Source organism: Ruegeria sp. YTSC106 (assembly GCF_059609765.1).
The window spans coordinates 15,107-32,362 of sequence record NZ_JBXWMI010000026.1 but is presented as its reverse complement, the minus strand read 5'-3'; the positions used below and the strand labels follow the sequence as shown (position 1 = coordinate 32,362).

General features: G+C 57.4%; 16 protein-coding genes and 1 tRNA gene. 9 read left to right on the top strand and 8 right to left on the bottom strand.

Annotated elements, in window-relative coordinates; translation table 11 throughout:
• Positions 1-240: 240 nt before the first annotated feature.
• Positions 241-855 (bottom strand): protein-methionine-sulfoxide reductase heme-binding subunit MsrQ, encoded by a 615-nt coding sequence (gene msrQ / locus AC2FEB_RS22160; protein ID WP_496677039.1) that lies wholly within the window; start codon positions 853-855, stop codon positions 241-243.
• Positions 856-859: 4 nt separating this feature from the next.
• Positions 860-1,762 (bottom strand): protein-methionine-sulfoxide reductase catalytic subunit MsrP, encoded by a 903-nt coding sequence (gene msrP / locus AC2FEB_RS22155; RefSeq protein WP_496677132.1) that lies wholly within the window; start codon positions 1,760-1,762, stop codon positions 860-862.
• Between the two features lie 330 nt (positions 1,763-2,092).
• Between msrP and AC2FEB_RS22150 the strand changes: the two genes are divergently transcribed.
• Both AC2FEB_RS22150 and AC2FEB_RS22145 read left to right on the top strand, forming a co-directional pair.
• Positions 2,093-2,908, top strand: a complete 816-nt coding sequence (locus tag AC2FEB_RS22150) for a cyclase family protein (protein WP_496677042.1) — start codon at positions 2,093-2,095, stop codon at positions 2,906-2,908.
• A gap of 120 nt (positions 2,909-3,028) precedes the next feature.
• Entirely contained in the window at positions 3,029-3,565 is a 537-nt protein-coding gene (locus AC2FEB_RS22145; RefSeq protein ID WP_496677045.1) for a hypothetical protein, read from the top strand.
• Positions 3,566-3,612: 47 nt separating this feature from the next.
• Here AC2FEB_RS22145 and clpB read toward each other — a convergent pair whose 3' ends face one another.
• The 3 genes from clpB to AC2FEB_RS22130 form a co-directional block, all read right to left on the bottom strand.
• Positions 3,613-6,231, bottom strand: coding sequence for an ATP-dependent chaperone ClpB (gene clpB / locus AC2FEB_RS22140; protein WP_496677048.1), 2,619 nt, complete (start codon positions 6,229-6,231; stop codon positions 3,613-3,615).
• A 127-nt stretch (positions 6,232-6,358) separates the two neighbouring features.
• Positions 6,359-6,676, bottom strand: a complete 318-nt coding sequence (locus AC2FEB_RS22135) for a hypothetical protein (protein ID WP_496677050.1) — start codon at positions 6,674-6,676, stop codon at positions 6,359-6,361.
• A gap of 419 nt (positions 6,677-7,095) precedes the next feature.
• Positions 7,096-7,515, bottom strand: a complete 420-nt coding sequence (locus AC2FEB_RS22130; RefSeq protein WP_496677053.1) for a tetratricopeptide repeat protein — start codon at positions 7,513-7,515, stop codon at positions 7,096-7,098.
• Positions 7,516-7,807: 292 nt separating this feature from the next.
• Between AC2FEB_RS22130 and pyrF the strand changes: the two genes are divergently transcribed.
• Positions 7,808-8,518, top strand: coding sequence for an orotidine-5'-phosphate decarboxylase (gene pyrF / locus AC2FEB_RS22125; RefSeq protein WP_117870706.1), 711 nt, complete (start codon positions 7,808-7,810; stop codon positions 8,516-8,518).
• 341 nt (positions 8,519-8,859) lie between these two features.
• The gene (locus AC2FEB_RS22120) at positions 8,860-10,113 is read left to right on the top strand and encodes a DNA polymerase IV (RefSeq protein WP_496677055.1); all 1,254 of its coding nucleotides are present in this window, start codon (positions 8,860-8,862) and stop codon (positions 10,111-10,113) included.
• Between the two features lie 2 nt (positions 10,114-10,115).
• On the opposite strand, the gene AC2FEB_RS22115 is transcribed toward AC2FEB_RS22120, so the two are convergent.
• On the bottom strand, positions 10,116-10,976 hold the full coding sequence (locus tag AC2FEB_RS22115) for an N-formylglutamate amidohydrolase (protein WP_496677058.1): 861 nt from the start codon (positions 10,974-10,976) through the stop codon (positions 10,116-10,118).
• Positions 10,977-11,124: 148 nt separating this feature from the next.
• Between AC2FEB_RS22115 and AC2FEB_RS22110 the strand changes: the two genes are divergently transcribed.
• Positions 11,125-11,199, top strand: a tRNA-Val gene (locus tag AC2FEB_RS22110).
• 90 nt (positions 11,200-11,289) lie between these two features.
• The gene (gene ykgO / locus AC2FEB_RS22105; RefSeq protein ID WP_008755722.1) at positions 11,290-11,415 is read left to right on the top strand and encodes a type B 50S ribosomal protein L36; all 126 of its coding nucleotides are present in this window, start codon (positions 11,290-11,292) and stop codon (positions 11,413-11,415) included.
• Positions 11,416-11,433: 18 nt separating this feature from the next.
• Here the strand turns inward: ykgO and AC2FEB_RS22100 are convergent, their stop codons facing one another.
• A complete protein-coding gene (locus AC2FEB_RS22100; protein WP_496884383.1) occupies positions 11,434-11,850 on the bottom strand; it encodes a hypothetical protein in 417 nt (138 codons plus the stop codon).
• Between the two features lie 163 nt (positions 11,851-12,013).
• Between AC2FEB_RS22100 and AC2FEB_RS22095 the strand changes: the two genes are divergently transcribed.
• From AC2FEB_RS22095 to AC2FEB_RS22085, 3 genes are all read left to right on the top strand, one after another.
• On the top strand, positions 12,014-13,030 hold the full coding sequence (locus tag AC2FEB_RS22095; RefSeq protein WP_299902004.1) for a Fe(3+) ABC transporter substrate-binding protein: 1,017 nt from the start codon (positions 12,014-12,016) through the stop codon (positions 13,028-13,030).
• Between the two features lie 118 nt (positions 13,031-13,148).
• A complete protein-coding gene (locus AC2FEB_RS22090; protein ID WP_496677065.1) occupies positions 13,149-13,703 on the top strand; it encodes a helix-turn-helix domain-containing protein in 555 nt (184 codons plus the stop codon).
• Complete coding sequence (locus AC2FEB_RS22085; protein ID WP_496884382.1) at positions 13,700-14,221, top strand: GNAT family N-acetyltransferase; 522 nt, start codon at positions 13,700-13,702, stop codon at positions 14,219-14,221. The genes AC2FEB_RS22090 and AC2FEB_RS22085 overlap by 4 nt, the downstream gene beginning before the upstream one ends.
• Before the next feature lie 205 nt (positions 14,222-14,426).
• Here the strand turns inward: AC2FEB_RS22085 and AC2FEB_RS22080 are convergent, their stop codons facing one another.
• Complete coding sequence (locus AC2FEB_RS22080; RefSeq protein WP_496884381.1) at positions 14,427-17,219, bottom strand: bifunctional aconitate hydratase 2/2-methylisocitrate dehydratase; 2,793 nt, start codon at positions 17,217-17,219, stop codon at positions 14,427-14,429.
• Between the last annotated feature and the right edge of the window lie 37 nt (positions 17,220-17,256).

Below are 17,256 nucleotides of genomic sequence, written 5' to 3'. Positions count from 1 at the left end.
CAGCCCGTCAGCACCGCCTCAGCAGCGCCGGTGAAGGGGGTTCTAAGTATAACCCGACAAAGCCGCAAGTGGAAAATTCACAAAAACAGAAGAAATTCTCATAAAGATAATTTACCAATTAATTACAGCATCTTAAGAACATTTCATCAGGCGCGTCGCCGTCGAAATCCAAGAAAATGCAGGTCGGAATTCGCGGCTCAACGCGTTATGTACATGATTACCCACAGACTCACCTCCGAGTCAGGCGGAATCTGCCCTGTTGGACCACAAAGACAGGATTGGAATCTGAAGACGCAGGGCAAGCAGGGCGATGATGGTTGCCAGATAAGCAAGCGGCTCGATCTGAAATCCTTTTGCCAGCATGACGTAATGCACGCCCCCCAACAGCGCAGCCGCGTACACAAGGCAGTGCAGCTTGCGCCAGCGTGATCCCAGTCGGCGCACCGACCAATTATTGGACGTCAACGCCAACGGAAGCAGGAGAAGGAACGCCCCCATGCCGACCGTTATGTACGGGCGCTTGAGGATATCCGCCCAGATCTGGCTGGGAAGCTGCACATCCAGAACCAGCCACACAAGAAGATGCAACGCGACGTATACAAAAGTGAGCACTCCGATCGCTCGGCGATACTTCATCAGGTTCAAACCGACATGCCGGCGCAGAGGCGTGACGGCCAGACCGGCAATCAGCAACTGCAGGGCCAGTTCACCATATCTATGCTCCAACGCCTCAATCGGTTCGACCCCCAGACCACCGGTAAGGCCAAGATAAAACAGCCAAGGCGCAGGCAACGCCCCCAGCAGATATATCGCCCATACCGGAATACGGCGGAGTGTCTGGTTAATCGACTGCATGATTCTAATAGTTCTTGGCCAAATCCATGCCCTCGTAAAGACTGGCGACCTCTTCTTCATACCCGTTGAACATCAGGGTCGGCTTACGTGACGCGAAAAGCCCGCCCCCGATCTCGCGTTCGGAAGCCTGAGACCAACGTGGATGGTCCACATTCGGGTTCACATTACTATAGAACCCGTATTCGCGCGGATTGGACATGTTCCAGCTGGTGGGCGGTTCCTCCTCGGTCAGAGTGATCCGAACGATCGACTTGATCGATTTGAAGCCATATTTCCACGGAACGACCAAACGCAAAGGCGCGCCGTTCTGGTTGGGAATCGGTCGGTCGTAGATTCCGGTTGCCATGATTGTCAGAGGGTGCATCGCCTCGTCCAGGCGCAAGCCCTCCCGGTACGGCCATTCGAGAATGGGAAACCGCGTTCCCGGCATCTCGTCTGGGCGATAGGCCGTTTCGAATGCCGCATATTTTGCACCCTCCTGCACACCTGCCAGGTTCAGAAGGTCAGCCAGCTCGAAGCCGTTCCATGGAACGACCATCGACCACGCTTCTACACAGCGGAAGCGATAGATCCGTTCCTCGATCGTCATCTCGGACAGGATACTGTGGAAATCATAGTCGCCCGGGCGGTCAACCAGACCGTCGATCTGCACGCTCCAGGGTTCGGTCACCAGCGTGTGAGCATATTTCGCCGGGTCATCTTTTCCGGTCCCGAACTCATAGTAGTTGTTGTACGTGGTGATCTCTTCCCAGGTGTTCGGCTCCAACCCATCCTGTGCTGCCGCCGGTTTGGCCATCGCAGTCAGGCCGACACCTGCCAGCCCGGCCATAACCTGCCTCCGGTAGAGAAACGCCGCCCGGGGGGTGACGTCGGCATGTGTCAAAGTGTTGGTCCAGCGATGCGCCATATGGGTCTCCGTCATATGCAACAGTCAGTGTTGACGTAGTGTGCTGATAGCACAGAGCCACAGAAACAGGCGTAACGATTGAGCGAAGTGATTGTAACGTTCCGGTGTGGCCGGACCTTCGGGGAACGGTGTCAGCAACGAAAACCATAGACGCGAAAACCTTTAGCGCCCGGCAGAAAACCGGGTTTTTCTTGGATTACAATCAAAACACGGGCACAAAACTTTACAACTGCTGACGCAAAGCTGCACTCTGTCATACGGGCGCCACGCCAAGCCGAACGCGAGGCAAGGCTGCGGTTGCAGCCTTTTGGCCGCAATGGGAGGAAGAAAATGTGTGATATTTGTGTAATGAATGCCGTCAAAGACAAGATGCTGTCTCGTCGCGGATTCTTCAAAGCTGCTGCCGCTTCGGGTGTTGCAGCAGCCGCAACCGGGGCCGTCGCGCCGGCAGCATTGGCGGCTGGGCATGGCGGTGTCGAGGATATGACCCACACGCTAAGCCCGGATTTCCCGACATGGGGCGGCGAGCCCGGCATCTCGGCCGAGCAAGCTTTCAACTTTACTGATCACGGCTTCAATCTGTTCAACCTGTCAATCAACGAACATACGGGTACGCATATCGATGCACCGCTTCACTTCTCGGCGGATGGGACATCAGTTGACGAAATCCCTGTCAGGGATCTGGTCGCCTCCTTGTGCGTCGTGGACATCGCTGCCCGAGCTGCCGAGGATGCTGACACGCGCGTCACCCCGGATGATCTGAAAGCCTGGATTGCGGCCAATGGCGATATCCCTGATGGTGCCTGCGTGGCGATGCATTCCGGATGGGCAGGCAAAACCGCCACGGATGAGTTCCGCAATTTCGACGGCGAAGCGCAGCATTACCCGGGCTTCCACGTTGAAGCAGCGCAGATGCTGATGGAGGAGACCGGAGCACGATCAATTGCCGTTGATACCCTGTCCCTGGATCACGGCATGTCCGCAGATTTCGCGACGCATTACGCGTGGTTGCCGTCAGGCCGATTCGGGATCGAATGCCTGGCTGGGTTGGATCGCGTGCCTGCGTCTGGTGCAACGCTGGTGGTCGGCGCGCCCAAGCACCAAGGCGGCACCGGCGGGCCGGCCCGGATCTTTGCGTTGATCTGACAAATTCCCGGGCGGCTGACCAACGCCCGCCCGGCCATCTTTCCGGCAGGGCCAAATTTCCGCCACAGTTGCAAACCAAGACTTTGTGCTTTCTTGAACTGTTCGGGACGCCCTGCCTCCATGTTGCTCAGACCACTGGTTATTTCTCTGTCTTTACTGTGCGGATCGGCATTGGCTGATGTGCAATCCTGCAAAAAGCTGTTTGAGCGCGCGCCGCAGGTCCTGAGCGATCTGAACCAGATCGGGTCTGAAGTTTATGAAGACAGCCACCCGGGCCTTGGCTATTCCGCCACGTTTGCAGACCCATCCTCCAAGATCACAGTTTTCTTCTATGACCACCAACAAAGTGTCGTCTCATCCGAAATGGCCCTTGAAAGCTTTAAACAAGCCGCACGCGATATCGCTGCAATAGCTGCGCGGCGCGGTGCTGAACTCGGCGAAATCAACGCCTATCAGTTGCGTGATCCGTCGCAGGTGTTGCCATTTCGGGCCGAGGCCAAAGCATCAGATGGCCTGTCCGAGTTTCTGGCGGTTGGCGTCGTGGACAATTGTATTATGAAGCTTAGGTTTACAGCCCAGTTTCCATTGGAGGAAGCGCAGGTCTGGATGAAAGCGCTCAACGAGTATCTGAACAAAGGCTATGGAAAGCCGACATGAAAAAAGGCCCGCCTTTAAGGCGGGCCTTTCCAGTTTCCGGTGTCAGATCAATGCACCACAGCATCATCCGGGCGGGGTCGTTTTGAAGTTCCCAACCGGTCACCGATGATCAGACCATCGGTCCCAACGGTCACAGGAACAGTCTCGCCGTCCTTTATCTCACCGGCCAGCAGAGCTTCTGCCAACGGGTTCTGCAAGGCGCGCTGGATGACGCGTTTCAGCGGGCGGGCACCGAAGACCGGGTCATAGCCTTCGTTTGCCAACCACTCCTTGGCGGCATCGTCCAGTACCAAGTCGATCTTGCGCGCGGCCAGACGTTTGAGAAGACGACCCAGCTGGATGTCAACAATCGCAGCCATATCCGACCGTTTCAGCCGGTCGAAGATGATCGTTTCGTCCAGACGGTTCAGGAATTCGGGCCGGAAATGGGCTCTTACGGCATCCATCACGTCATGCTTGGCCTGCGCACTATCGGCACCCTCAGGCAATTGGCTGAGTGCCTGGCTACCAAGGTTCGAGGTCAGAATGATCAGCGTCTGCTTGAAATCAACCGTACGACCCTGACCGTCGGTCAGGACACCGTCATCCAGCACCTGCAACAGCACGTTGAACACGTCCGGATGAGCCTTTTCGACCTCGTCGAACAGGACAACCTGATACGGCCTGCGCCGGACTGCTTCGGTCAGAACGCCGCCTTCGTCATAGCCGACATAACCCGGCGGGGCACCGATCAGACGGGCAACGGCGTGTTTCTCCATGAATTCCGACATGTCGACCCGCACCATAGCGTTTTCATCGTCGAACAGATACTCGGCGACGGCTTTGGTCAGCTCGGTCTTACCGACACCGGTTGGCCCAAGGAACAGGAACGAACCCAGCGGCCGCCCTTCGTCATTCAGACCGGCACGGGCCCGGCGCACGGCGTTGGCCACAGCTGTAACGGCCTCGTCCTGGCCGACCACGCGGGTGTGCAGCGCTTCTTCCATACGCAGCAGCTTGTCGCGCTCGCCTTCGAGCATTTTTGCGGTCGGGATGCCCGTCCAGCGTTCGACAACGCTGGCGATCTGTTCCGGACGCACCGTTTCCTCGGCCATCATGGCGTTGCTTTCGGCATTCTCGGCCTCGGACAGCTTTTTCTCAAGCTCGGGGATGATGCCATAGGACAGCTCACCCGCCTTGGCGAGGTTGCCTTCGCGCTTGGCGATTTCCAGATCAGCCCGCGCCTTGTCGAGCTGTTCCTTCAACTCCCGCGCGCCCGCCAGCTTGTCGCGTTCGGCCTGCCACTGAGCGGTCATCTCGGCGGATTTCTCCTTGAGGTCGGCCAATTCCTTTTGCAACGTTTCAAGCCGATCCTTGGAGGCCGCGTCATCTTCAAGTTTCAACGCTTCTTCCTCGATCTGCAACTGCAGGATCTGGCGATCCAACTGGTCCAGTTCTTCAGGCTTGCTGTCCACTTCCATGCGCAGACGCGCGGCGGCCTCGTCGACGAGGTCGATAGCCTTGTCCGGCAGGAAGCGGTCGGTGATGTACCGATGCGACAGGGTCGCGGCCGATACCAACGCCGAATCCGAAATACGGACTCCGTGGTGCAGCTCGTACTTTTCCTTGATACCGCGCAGGATGCTGATCGTATCCTCGACCGTCGGCTCCTGCACTATCACGGGCTGGAAACGCCGCGCGAGGGCCGCATCTTTTTCGACGTATTTGCGGTACTCGTCCAGCGTGGTCGCGCCGATACAATGCAGCTCACCCCGAGCAAGCGCAGGCTTGATCAGGTTGGCAGCATCCATGGCACCGTCGGATTTACCCGCACCAACCAGCGTGTGCATCTCGTCGATGAACAGGATGATCTCACCGGCGGCCTCGGTGACCTCGGTCAGAACGGCCTTGAGGCGTTCTTCGAATTCACCACGGTATTTTGCACCGGCAATCAGCGCACCCATGTCGAGCGCAAGCAGCTTCTTGTCCTTCAGCGATTCCGGTACGTCGCCGTTGACGATGCGCAGGGCCATGCCCTCGGCAATCGCGGTTTTACCGACGCCGGGTTCACCGATCAGAACCGGGTTGTTCTTGGTGCGGCGCGACAGGACCTGCATCGCGCGGCGGATTTCCTCATCCCGCCCGATGATCGGGTCGATCTTGCCTTCGCGCGCGGCCTCGGTCAGGTCGCGGGCATATTTCTTGAGTGCATCATAGCCCTCTTCCGCCGATGCGGTGTCAGCAGTGCGACCTTTGCGGATGTCGTTGATGGCTTCATTGAGTTTTTGCGCAGATACGGCACCGGCTTCCAGCGCCTCTTTGGCTTTGGATTTGACCATGCACAGCGCCATCAACACGCGTTCGACAGGCACAAAGCTGTCGCCCGCTTTGGTGGCGATCTTCTCGGCCTCGTCCAGAACCTTGGCAGTCTGGCCGTCCATGTAAATCTGGCTCGCATCGCCGCTGACTTTCGGAATCTTGCCCATTGCAGCGTCGAGCGCCTCAACTACGCGGTCCGGCGCGCCGCCCGCGCGCGTGATCAGATTGCTCGCCAGCCCCTGATCGTCATCCATCAATGCCTTGAGTATATGTGTGGGCTCCAGCCTCTGGTGCCCCTCGCGCAGCGCAATGGTCTGCGCCGCCTGCACGAACCCCCGTGCCCGTTCGGTGAACTTGTTCAAGTCCATGGTATTCTCCTTTTCCAAGCGCCCGGTGGATTTGCGCCCGCTTGGCAGCACGCAGTGGTCCGGGCCTTGTCCTCAATCTGGGAAATATCCCCACCGCTTCAAGAGGCTGGAGAGTGAAAAAATGCCGTCAGCCGCGCGAAATTGTATAGACTGTGTAGCCTCCGGTTTCGGCCACCTGCTGGGCATCGTGCATCTCGACCAGAGACTGCGCGGCGGCGCTGCCTGTGGGGCAGGATACAAGATCGGCGGTGTGGTCAAGGAAATTGCCTGTAAAGGCGGTTTCGCCGGTCAACTGGCACCAGTCATCCTCGGACCGATAACCGCGGACGAGGTAAAGGTCGTCATTGGTGGGGGCCGGGGCGGCACCGGTTTCGGGTGCGCTCGGCGGCGTGTCGGTGCAGGCCGCTAGGGCCGCTGCCGCAGCCAGCGGAATGAGGTGCTTCATGGTCTGTCCCTTTGGTGCAATTCCGTTTCTGAACGGCCGCACCATAGCACAGTTGAGACAGTGCGGGGAAACCACGTCCCCCGGACTCAGGTCTCAATCGCCTTCGATCTGCCGGATCAGTTGTTGCGCCACGTCGTCCCCTGCCCGGCCGCGAGGCGATAAAACTTCAACGCCCCCGCGACATCGCCGGATTCGTACAGCAACCGGCCGAACTTGCGCTGCGACTTCATATCGCCGAGTTTCGCAGCCCTGCCCCAGAAAACAAAGGCTGCCTAGGTGTCCTGAGGCACGCCGTCCCGCCAGTGATAGGTCAGAGAACCAAGGTTGTGCAGTGCGACGACATCGTCCTGCTCGGCGGCCTGGAAATAATAGTCCAGCGCCTGTTCGATGTCTTTTACATATCCGTTCTCGCCGGTCTCTTAGATGAAGCCCAGATGCGCCGCAGCATCGGCGCTGCCGTTACGGGCCGCCATCTTCAGATAGTCGACCGCACGCTGCATGTCGCGCGTGACATGCGTTCCGTCGCGATAGAATGTGCCGAGGCGTAGCAGAGACGGCTCATTCCCGAGGAACGCGGCCTTTTGAAAATAGTACAGCGCCTTGTCGATGTCGCGCGCCACACCGTCCCCGTTCTCGTAGCCATACGCAACGTTATGCATCCCCATCGACAGACCGGATTCGGTGGCCGCCATGTACCAGGCAAACGCGGTTTCGTCGTCCTCGGGAACGATCTCGCCATCGTTATAGAGCGTGGCCAGCGTGTTCATCGCCAGCCCGCTACCCTCCATCACGGCCAGTTCCGAAAACGCGAGCGCCAGTTCCAGCCTGCCTCCCTTCACCAGCGCGAGGGCGAAGGTCGGAGACCCGCAGGCGCCGTTGCGGTTCCTTGGGGGCGTCAGCCTTTGCCGGCGCGGGAGCGCCACCCATCAGCCCCGCCAGCAGATCGCGCGCTAGTTGGGCCTCGCCGCAATCCGTCTCACCGGCCCAGACCGCGCCCGCCCCGGCCTAAAATGCCGCCGAGGCCACCACACCCAACCGTATCATCCCGTATTTTCCTGCGTCTTTTCTTGTCTCAATGCGCCACACGCTCTACAGAAGCGCCCATCCCGCCAAGCCTGAAAGGTCGAAACAATGCCCCAAACCGCCGATGACCGCCTGATCGTAGCCCTCGATGTCCCCAACGCACTGGAGGGGCTGAAGCTGGCCGAGACGCTGGGCGACGTCGTTTCGTTCTACAAGATCGGCCTGGGTATGCTGACCGGCGGCGGGCTGGCCTTGGCCAATGAGCTGAAGCAGGAACACGGCAAGCGAATCTTTCTGGACATGAAGCTGTTCGACATCGGCAACACGGTGGAAAACGCGGTGCGGGGGCTGGCGCAGTTCGATCTGGATTTCCTGACCGTGCATGGTGACCCGCATGTGGTGCGCGCCGCCAAGGAAGGGGCGGCGGGCAAGGATCTGAAGATCCTGGCGGTGACCATCCTGACCTCGCTGAACCGCGACGATCTGGATGCGGGCTTGATGAAGACCGGAGCCATGCAGGACATGGTGGTGGAACGCGCCGCCCGCGCCTTTGAGGCCGGGGCCGATGGCGTGATCGCAAGCCCGCAGGAGGCCGCCCTGATCCGCGCCTTGCCCCAGGCAAGGGGCCGACTGATCGTAACCCCCGGCGTGCGTCCGGCTGGCGCGGCACTTGGAGATCAAAAACGTGTGGCCACACCAGCCAGCGCCATCCAGGACGGAGCGGATCATATCGTTGTTGGCCGTCCCATTTATCAGGCGGAAGACCCGAAATCCGCAGCCGCAGCCGTTTTGACCGAGCTAAGTTCTCTGAAAACGTGATGACCGGAATCATCGTTTCAGCCGGTATTCGTACTGAAAAAACCGCCGCAACAGGTTGACCTTACGTCAATTTTTGACGAATCCGCGCCAAATCGTCCCTGTGCCAGAAAACACACATTCAGAAAGTGAGTTTTTCCAAAGCAGCCTTCACTCTATCTCCGTAGGGAAATCTTGGCGATTCTTAAGGGGATTAACTCCCCAACGAACCTTTTCTTCCTGAGGTTCGTTACTTCCCCCCGCGATGCTGCGGGGGGTTTTCTTTTATCTGAATGATCTTTGATCGATATCACTGCATGATATAAAGAACTCCCAAGCCAACTGCGGAACACACGAGGACGCAGATGCCCGGTCTTTGCCGAGATTGCCTGACCCTTTTAACAAACGAACGGCGCTGCACGGGCTGCGGTAGCCCCAGGGTAAAGTCACACCCCGAACTCCTTGACTTGACCATCGCTCATATGGATTGCGATGCCTTTTATGCTTCGGTGGAAAAACGGGACAATCCGGAACTGGCAGACAAACCTGTCATCATCGGCGGCGGCAAACGCGGCGTTGTTTCCACGGCATGCTACGTGGCCCGAATTCGGGGTGTACGATCCGCCATGCCCATGTTCAAAGCGCTGCAACTGTGCCCTGATGCCGTCGTGATCAAACCACGCATGTCTGTGTATGCCCAGGTGTCACGCGACATCCGAGCCATGATGGATGAACTGACGCCAGTGGTCGAACCTCTGTCCCTGGACGAAGCCTTCATGGACTTGTCCGGCACCCAACGCCTGCACGGGGCACCTCCTGCCGCCATGTTGGCGCGCCTCGTCAAACGCATGAAAGATGAACTGGGTGTGACCGGATCTATCGGGCTGAGTCACAACAAGTTCCTGGCCAAGGTTGCCTCGGACCTCGATAAGCCCCGCGGGTTTTCGGTGATTGGCAAGGCCGAGACGGCAGAGTTTTTGAATGACAAACCCGTACGGTTGATCTGGGGCATTGGCCCCGCCGCGCAGGAATCACTGGACCGTGCAGGGATTCGAACCTTCAACGACCTGCTGCGTTGGGATCAGGAGGCTTTGACTGCGCGTTTCGGCTCGATGGGGTATCGCCTGTGGCATTTGGCACGAGGTCAAGACAAACGACGCGTTTCAACTCATGAGCCGATGAAATCGATCAGCAATGAGACCACATTTTTCGAGGACACCGCCAATATTGACGTTCTGGACGGGCATTTGTGGCGCATGGCCCTGAAGGTCTCGGACCGGGCCAAGGCCAAGGATCTAGCTGGCCGGGTCGTTACGCTGAAGCTGAAGAAAGCCAATCATAAGATTCTGACACGGCGCGTGTCGTTGCGGGACGCGACGCAGATCGCAGACCGGATTTATCGCACGGCAAGGGGGCTTTTTGATCAGGTGGGGGATCAGGGGCCGTACCGCCTGTTGGGGTGTGGTCTGTCTGACCTGTGCCCGGCGGATCTGGCCGACATTTCCGGCGACCTGCTTGATCCCGGCGCCGTCCGCAGATCGCGGGCCGAGCGGGCCACCGACGAAATCCGTCAGAGATTCGGCGCAGACGCAATCGTGAAGGGCCGCGCTTTGCGCTAGGCTCATTCCGCAGCCAGACGGACCGGCTTGGAACCGATGCTGCATATCTCGCGAACCACTTGCCGGAGGAGTTTCGAAAACGTCATAAAATTGGCGTTCGGCGCAATCTTCTCTTCGTTCATATACAGGGCGCGGTCAATTTCGATCTGAATCGCGTGTTGCTGGCGGGTGGGGCGGCCATATGTCTGCGTTACATAGGCCCCGGCAAACGGGGCATTGCGCGCCACATTCAGTCCTGCCGCAGAAAACGCCGATTCGATGAAGTCCACAATCTCGGACGAGGCCGAAGCACCGAACCGATCACCCAGCACGATTTCGGGCCGTTTGTTTCGGGTCGTACCAGCCATGGACACCGCCTCATGCGGCATTGAGTGGCAATCCACCAGAATGGCCTGCCCGAACTTCTCATGCGATTCGGCCAACAAGGACTTCAATCGTGCATGATAAGGACGCCAATAGGTATCTAAGCGCAGCCGTGCTTCGTCCATGGTCAGCTTGCCGCTGTAAATTGCTCGTCCATTGGCCACGACGCGGGGAATCACGCCTAACCCCGATGCGACCCTTGGGTTATGCCCGTGCCTGCGGGCGCCGCTGATCAACGCCGGGTCCAATTCGTCCAGACTGCGATTCAGGTCCAGATAAGCGCGCGGCATGGTTGCTTTGATCAAAGGCGCGCCATTCTCGGCTGCTGCCGCAAACAATTGATCGACAAATGCGTCTTCCGAGGACCGAATCACGCTTTGGTTCAGAACGGACCGCTTCAGAAACGCTTCGGGGTAGTCCCGCCCGCTATGTGGGGATGAAAAAACCACACATGAACTGCGGTTTTCCGGCATATCCAATACAAAGGCTGCGTTCTGCATGATCCCTCCCTCTTCGCAATCAACATAGACCGGAAAATAGTTCTTCCAAACCCCTTGAACCCCTTTGCGACTCCTTTTATAGACCCCGCTACCGGCGCGGGGATCCGCGCCCCATTTCGTTATGGGGCAGGGCACGCAAAGGGAAAGTGGGCGGTTAGCTCAGCGGTAGAGCACTTCGTTGACATCGAAGGGGTCACAAGTTCGATCCTTGTACCGCCCACCATGTTTTCACTGTTCCGGATATCCGGGACACCCGAGTAACCCAGGCGCTGGCCACGTCCTTGATGAAGGCGCCGCAGATTGGAGACAGACCATGAAGGTCAAGAACTCGCTCCGCTCGCTCAAGAACCGGCACCGTGACTGCCGTATTGTGCGTCGCAAAGGCCGCGTCTACGTTATCAACAAGACGCAGCGCAAGTTCAAAGCTCGTCAGGGCTGAGAACGGCGAAACACCGCTTTAAAGAGCCGCGCCTTCGGGCGCGGTTTTTTGTGTTATCTCGACCCCGCGGCGCCGTCTGAGAACCATCCGCACCATCCATGGAATGGAACAGACCGCAATCGCGGCGGGAACTGAATCGAACAGGGCGAATCCTGTCTTTATCGGCCAGCCGACACCCAACCGTTCGGGGGAAAAGACCACGCTCTCCGCCTGGTCTCGCAAATGTGGCGCGACGCCGCGCATCCGCTCATCGGTCGTAAAACCGTCAAGATCGACCCCCATTGCAAACAACTCCAGACCAAGCGCGTAGTCGCGCCACCACGAAAACAGGATGGTCAGACCGACGACGACCACGAAGCTACAGGTGAACCCGGACGGAAAATCGGGCTGCCTGACACCTGAGCACTTGCCGGTGTCCGGCGGCGGCCCTACCAACTGATCCCGACATGGTTAACAAATGAAAAAGCCCCAGTAAGCGCTGCGACATTATATGACCAAGTAAATTTGTCAGTTTTTCTTGCATCCCGCCGAGAATCGTATAATTGAGCAAATCAGTCGGGTTATCGACCGACACGAAATTCAATTGTTGGGGCAAACTATGCTGAAATCCACAACCTGCCTGGCCGCCGCTCTGTCGGCATTGATCGCAACATCCGCCGCGGCTGAAGGCGAGCTGAACCTTTATTCGTCGCGCCACTATGACACCGACGAACGTCTGTACACGGACTTCGAAGATGCGACTGGTATCAAGATCAACCGGATCGAAGGCAAGGCAGACGAGTTGATCGCGCGCATGGAAGCAGAAGGCGCGAACTCTCCTGCCGACGTTATGCTGACCGTCGACACTTCTCGTCTGGCGCGTGCCAAAGATGCGGGCATTCTGCAAGTAATCGACAGCGAAACCATGGAAGAGCGCATCCCCGCCAACCTTCAGGACGAAGACAACCAGTGGTTCGGCTTCTCACAGCGCGGTCGGATCATCTTTTACAACAAAGAAAACGTCACCAACCCGCCAGCCACTTACGCAGACCTGGCCAAGCCGGAGTACAAGGACTTGATCTGCATCCGGTCCTCGACCAACACCTACAACCAGACACTGCTCGCCTCGATCATCACACATGAAGGCGCAGAAGCTGCAAAGTCCTGGGCGGAAGGCGTTGTCGCCAACATGGCGCGAGACCCGCAAGGGGGTGACACCGACCAGCTGCGTGGCATCGTTTCGGGTGAATGCGATATCGCTGTGTCGAACACTTACTACTATGCTCGGGCCATCCGCAAAGACGTCAAAGGTCTTTCCTCTGACCTCGACATGATCGGTTGGGTCTTCCCCAATCAGGACAGCTATGGTGCGCATATGAACCTGTCGGGCGGTGGCGTCGCGGCGCACGCACCGAATAAGGAAAACGCAATCCTGTTCCTTGAGTATCTGGCAAGCGATCAGGCGCAGGAGTACTTTTCGGCAGGAAATGACGAATTCCCGGCAGTACAGAGCGTTGAGCTGGCAGATTCGGTAAAAGCACTGGGTGACTTCAAAGCTGACGACGTGAACCTGTCAGACGTCGCCAAGAACATCCCGGAAGCACAGAAAATCTTCAACGAAGTTGGCTGGAAATAATCCGCAACATCGTCAGCGATTTTCCAAGGGCGCGGAGTTTCCGCGTCCTTTCTCGTTTACAAATTCATATTTTTTTAATATTTTTCTCGCAAATGAAATTCCCTCTCTCTTTTGATCCATGCTTGATAACCTTTCGAACCGCCTCGCCGCACGTCTGAACGAACTCCGCCACGGGCGCGGATGGTCGCTGGATCAACTGGCCGCTCACAGCGGAATCAGTCGGGCCACACTGTCCCGCATGGAGAAAGGAGACGTCAGCCCCACCGCTGAGAATCTTGGCCGTCTCTGTGCCGCTTTTGACCTGCCAATGTCACGGCTTTTGATGATGGTCGAAGACAGCTTTGACCCCAAAGTGCCATTTGAACGCCAGACCGAATGGCGCGATCCCGCGACGGGCTTTACCCGCCGTTCAGTTTCACCCCCAGCAAACGGTCTGAACGCCGAGGTCGTGGAATGCCACCTGCCGCGTGACACGGTCATCACTTACGAGACGCCACCAAAATCAGGACAGGAACACCATCTGATCCTGATCGATGGCGCGCTGACACTGACTGTTGACGGAACGCCCCATGCGCTGAGCACCGGAGATTGCCTGCGCTATCACCTGTCAGGCCCAACCCGGTTCGAAACCGGCGCATCTCGCGGTGCGCGTTATCTCTTGGTGCTGACATGATCTCGCGTCTGACCGATCTCGATTTCAGCGCGGCAGTTGATGATCTGGCGGAAATCCTCCACGCCTGTGTACATGACGGGGCCAGCATCGGCTTTGTCCTTCCGTTTACCTTGGACGATGCACGGAGGTACTGGTTGCAAAACGTTCAGCCTGGACTGAAATCCGGTGCATTGGAGGTGTTTGTCACCCATGACAACTGGAGCATTCAGGGCACGGTTCAACTGATCCCCGCGATCATGCCAAATCAGCCACACCGCGCTGATGTCGCAAAGCTTCTGGTACACCCGAACGCCAGACGGCGTGGTTTGGGCCGCGCCCTGATGGAAGCCCTCTTACAACGAACAAAAGAGTTGGAGCGTACGATGCTGGTTCTTGATACGCGCAGTACCGATCCTTCTCGAATGCTCTATCTGGACCTTGGGTTTCAGATCGCAGGGGAAATTCCGAACTACTGCCGGAACCCGTTCGAAACCAAATTGGAACCCACAACTTACATGTATAAAGAGCTGTCAGCCTGACGCCGAACAGCGACCGTTTGACCGTGGGTCATGGATTTTCCGAGTGGTCCACGCGAAGTCGTGCGAATGGTCCGGGGGCATTCTCATGCCGCGCTTTTGGATTAGAGTCATCGCGGCACACGCTGCAACCAAGCCTGAACGCACCGAGATTCAATCACCCGGCCACCTGAAGGGGTGGCCGGGCAATCAATGAAGTGCCTTGCGTTTAGAAATGCGCTGACTTCGTGCCTGCTGGCTTTTCCATCGGAGGCGCAAATTTGGTCAGGTCGATACCTTTCACGGCCGACTTGTATTCCTCGGCGGTCGGCATCCGGCCCAAAACAGCCGACAGCACCACCACCGGGGTCGATGCCAGAAGGGATTCGCCTTTCTTCTCCGACGCGTCCTCAACAACACGCCCCTGGAACAGACGTGTGGACGTGGCCAGGACAGTGTCGCCCTTTGCGGCTTTCTCCTGGTTGCCCATGCAAAGGTTACATCCCGGACGCTCCAGATACAGGATGTTCTCGTATTCCGTCCGCGCTTTGCTCTTTGGGAACAGATCGTCGAATTCAAAGCCTGAATACTTCTGAAGAATGCTCCACTCGCCTTCTTCTTTCAGCTCATCAATGATGTTGTAGGTCGGCGCTGCGACGACCAGCGGGGCCTTGAACTCTACTGTGCCCGTCTCCTGCTCGATGTTTTTCAGCATCTGCGAGACGATGACCAGATCGCCCTTGTGCACCATGCACGATCCAACAAATCCCAGATCGACCTTCTTTTCCCCCTTGTAGTGGGAAACCGGCCGGATCGTGTCATGGGTATAACGCTTGGATACATCCGCGTTGTTGACATCCGGGTCGGCAATCATGGGTTCGCTAATCTCATCCAGATCAACCACCAGCTCGGCAAAGTACTTGGCGTTCTCATCCGGTTTCAGGGCCGGCTTTTCACCCGACTTGATTTCCGCGATCCGCGCGTCGGCCTTGTCGATCAGACCTTGCAGTGTCCGGGCTTCGTTATCCATATCTTTGTCGATCATGATCTGGATACGGTTTTTCGCAATTTCCAGAGATTCGATCAACGTGTCATCCGCAGAGATGCAGATCGATGCCTTGGCCTTCATTTCGGCTGTCCAGTCGGTGAAGGTAAATGCCTGATCCGCCAGCAACGTTCCGATATGAACTTCGATGATCCGGCCCTGGAACACGTTGTCACCGAATTTCTTGAGCATCTGCGCCTGGGTGGCGTGAACCACATCGCGGAAATCCATGTGATCCGCCATCTGGCCCTTGAAGGTCACCTTGACCGATTCCGGGATCGGCATGGTGGCTTCGCCAGTGGCCAGCGCCAGTGCAACAGTACCCGAATCCGCACCAAATGCGACGCCTTTGGACATACGTGTATGCGAGTCCCCACCGATGATGATTGCCCAGTCATCCACAGTGATGTCGTTCAAGACCTTGTGAATCACGTCTGTCATCGAGTGATAAACACCTTTGGGGTCACGCGCGGTGATCAGGCCGAAGTTGTTCATGAATTTCATCAATTTTGGGATATTTGCCTGCGCTTTGGAATCCCAAACCGAAGCAGTATGACAGCCAGACTGATAGGCACCGTCAACGGTGGGCGATATCACTGTCGCCGCCATCGCTTCCAGTTCCTGCGACGTCATCAGACCGGTGGTGTCCTGCGAACCGACGATGTTGACCTTCACCCGAACGTCCGAGCCCGCATGCAGAACTTTGCCGTCGGCCACGCCAACCGCGTTCTTGTTGAATATCTTTTCAACCGCCGTCAGGCCCTGCCCTTCATGCGAGATCTCCTTGGACGGTGCGAAAGCGGATTTCAGCTCGATACCGAGCGTCTCGGCTGCGAATGTCTGGAGCTTTTTGCCAAAGACAATGGCATAAGATCCTCCGGCCTTTATGAATTCGATCTTTTGCGGCGTGAAGGACGATGATAGGTCGACAAGCTCTTTGTCGCCTTTGTCATTGTACAGCTTTTTGTCCTTGGTGTTGATGGTCAGCACCGTTCCGGTCTCGACGGAATACTTCTGCTCAAGGATTGGATTACCGTCATTGTTCAGGATCGGATTGCCGTCGGCATCCACTTTTTTGACCCAGTTCTTGAGATCGATGCCGATCCCACCGGTCACGCCGACGGTGGTCAGAAAGATCGGTGAAATCCCGTTTGTACCGGCAACAACCGGCGCGATGTTCACGAAAGGCACATAGGGGCTGGCTGGCTTTCCGGTCCACAATGCGACGTTGTTGACTCCGGACATGCGCGACGATCCAACGCCCATCGTCCCTTTTTCAGCCACCAGCATGACGCGTTTATCCGGATGCTGCTTTTGCAAGTTCTGAATTTCGGCCTGTGCTTCAGGTGAGATCATGCACTTGCCGTGCAATTCACGGTCCGACCGCGAATGCGCCTGATTGCCGGGCGACAAAAGGTCGGTCGAGATGTCCCCTTCAGCCGCCACATAGGTCACAACCTTAATTTCTTCTTCGATGTCGGGAAGCCGGATAAGGAACTCGGCCTTGGCATAGCTTTCCAGAATGTCCTTGGCGACGGCGTTCCCGGCCTCAATCGCCGCTTTCAAACGGTCCGTGTCTGCGTCGTACAGGAATACCTGTGTTTTCAGAACTGCCGCCGCCTTCTGCGCAATGTCTGCATCGTCGCCCAGCGCCAGATCAAGCAGAACCTCCACTGATGGGCCGCCCTTCATATGCGACAGCAATTCAAACGCGAAATCCTGCGAGATTTCTTCGACCATCGCGTCACCCGGGATTATCTCTTTCAGAAAGCGTGCCTTTTCACCTGCGGCACTGGTTGTGCCCGGCAGCGTGTTGTAGATTAGGTGGTTCAGTGAATCGGTGCGATGCGCGTTATCCGCATCTTTGATCTGCCCGATGATTTCCTGCAAAAGGGCGCCGTCCTCGATGGGTTTGGGGTGCAGACCCTGTTCTTTGCGCGTTTCGATTTCGTTCAGGTATTCTGTGTAAAGGCTCATGAGGGTTCCGACCATTTAGCTGATGCACCGAGCCGAC